The following is a 2,602-nucleotide window of genomic DNA, read 5'->3' on the forward strand; positions in this document are numbered from 1 at the left end:
GGATGTTGTTGATGACGCAGGTGGCCAGCTCCTGGTTGGTCATCTGGAAGCAACCGTCACCGTCGATGGCCCAGACCGTGCGCTCCGGCTCGGCGACCTTGGCCCCCATGGCGGCCGGCACGGAGTAGCCCATCGTCCCGAGGCCGCCGGAGTTGAGCCAGGCGTTGGGGCGCTCGTACTGCACGAACTGCGCCGCCCACATCTGGTGCTGGCCGACGCCGGCGACGTAGGTGGCCTCCGGGCCGGTCAACGCGCCGATGCGCTGGATGACGTACTGCGGCGAGAGCGTGCCGTCCTCGCTGTCGGTCCACCCGAGGGGGAAGGTCGACTTCCAGCCGGCGACGCGCTCGCGCCACTCGGCGTAGTCCCACGCGCCCGAGCCGGGCTCGGCCGCCGCGCGGTCGTGGGTGATCTGGGCGATGAGGTCGTCGATGACCTCGCCGACGTCACCGACGATCGGCACGTCGGCGATGCGGTTCTTGCTGATCTCGGCCGGGTCGATGTCGGCGTGGATGACCTTCGCGTCCGGCGCGAAGGTCGACAGCTGGCCGGTGACCCGGTCGTCGAAGCGGGCGCCGAGGGCGATGATGAGGTCCGACTTCTGCAGGCCCGTCACCGCGGCCACGGTGCCGTGCATGCCGGGCATCCCGAGGTTGAGCGGCTCGCTGTCGGGCACCGTGCCACGGGCCATGAGGGTCGTCGTCACCGGGATCTGCGTCAGCTCGACGAGTCGACGCAGCTGCTCGCTCGCCCGGGCGCGGACCACACCACCGCCGACGTAGAAGATCGGACGCCTGGCCGCGGCGATGAGCCGGGCGGCCTCGCGGATCTGCTTGCCGTGCGGTCGCAGGACGGGCCGGTAGCCGGGCAGGTCGATCGGTGGCGGCCAGGAGAAGGTCGTCGTGGCCTGGAGCGCGTCCTTGCTGATGTCGACGAGGACCGGCCCCGGCCTGCCGGTCGAGGCGACGTGGAAGGCCTCGGCGATCGCCTGCGGGATCCTGGCCGGGTCGGTGACGAGGTAGTTGTGCTTGGTGATCGGCATCGTGATGCCGCGGATGTCGGCCTCCTGGAACGCGTCGGTACCGATGGCACCGCTCGCGACCTGCCCGGTGATGGCGACGATCGGCACCGAGTCCATATGCGCGTCCGCGATGGGCGTCACGAGGTTGGTCGCGCCCGGCCCGGAGGTCGCCATGCAGACACCGACCTTGCCGGTGGCGGCCGCGTAGCCCTCGGCGGCGTGGCCGGCACCCTGCTCGTGACGCACGAGGATGTGGCGCACCTTCTCGGAGTCGAGCATCGGGTCGTAGGCCGGCAGGATGGCGCCGCCGGGGATGCCGAAGACGGTGTCGGCGCCGATGGCCTCGAGGGAGAGTACGAGCGCCTGGGCGCCGGTGACCTCGCGGGCCGGGGCGGCGGGCGCGACCGGCGCCGCGGCACCGGGGTCGCTGGGCCGCGCCGGGGAGGACGGCGTCGGACGGTGACGGGCCAGGGAGGCCACGTCCGCGGGCGAAGGCGCCTGCTTCGTCGTGTCGCTCACGATCTCATCCTTGTCTCGAGCACTGCACGGTGTTGCGGTCTCTGGTGGCCGGCGACCCTCGTCCGTCCCTCGTGGACCCGTCCCGGCCCACAAAAAAACCCTTCGGTCCCAAGGCGGGACGGAAGGGAGCGCGCTGACCGGTTCTGCTGGTCGGCGCGCTAGGGAAGTACGAGGAGTCGGGCCACGCGTCAACCGTCCTACGCGGCCCCAGCGGTGTCAATCGGCCGTACTGGCTGTCTCAGCATGTGGCACCGGGGTCTCACCCACTGTCGCGGCGGCCGAGGGCCCCGGCGCGACGGCGGAAAGTCGGTTGAGGGGTGGGCGTGGCGCTTGGACACTGTCGTCACGGCCCGTCGGGCTCCCGCCCGGTCGGTGGGCCATCACCCCTCCCGGCACCACCGGGACACCCGCACCGGAGAGACCATGACGACACCGATGCCCGAGGCGACCCACGACGTCAACGACCTCGGCCTCGAGCACCTCGAGGGCGTCTCGTGGCGCCCGCTGCGCCGGGAGGAGGCGCGGGACGTCTACGAGCTGATGCGCGACGCCGAGCTGGCCGACGTCGGCACCGTCGTCATCGAGGAGGCCGACATCGTCGGGGACTGGCAGCGCCCCAGCTTCGACATCGACCGCCAGACGATCGGCGTCTACGACGCGGGCCGGCTCGTCGCGTACGGCGAGGTCGACCGTGGCCGGTGGGGGCACGCCCACGTCCACCCGCTGGCCCGCGGGCGCGGCATCGGCACGGCCCTGGCGCTGTGGTGCCAGCGCCTCTCGCGGCGTGACGGGACGGGGCTCGTCGGCCAGCCCGTGCCGGCCGGCTCGAGCGGCGAGCGGTTGTTCGAGTCCCTGGGGTACCGGCCGCTGTGGACCTCGTGGGTCCTCGAGATGCCGCGCGGCAAGCAGATCGAGCCGCAGCCGATCCCGGCCGGGTACACGGTGCGCGCGGCCCGGGACGAGGGCGACCACCGCGTCGCGCACGAGGTCGTCGAGGACGCCTTCCTCGAGTGGTCGCAGCGTGACCGCGAGTCCTTCGAGGACTGGGCGGCAGGGACCGTG

General features: G+C 72.4%; 2 protein-coding genes. One reads left to right on the plus strand and one right to left on the minus strand.

The genetic code is table 11. The features are described 5' to 3' along the window. Positions 1 to 1,540 (minus strand): biosynthetic-type acetolactate synthase large subunit (gene ilvB / locus ACPYOM_RS21595; protein WP_481347529.1); only part of this gene is annotated, 1,540 nt, incomplete at its 3' end. 423 nt (positions 1,541 to 1,963) lie between these two features. Between ilvB and ACPYOM_RS21600 the strand changes: the two genes are divergently transcribed. Further along, on the plus strand, positions 1,964 to 2,602 hold a 639-nt coding region (locus ACPYOM_RS21600), incomplete at its 3' end, for a GNAT family N-acetyltransferase (RefSeq protein ID WP_481347530.1).

Source organism: Monashia sp. HAY1-2A, assembly GCF_056755315.1.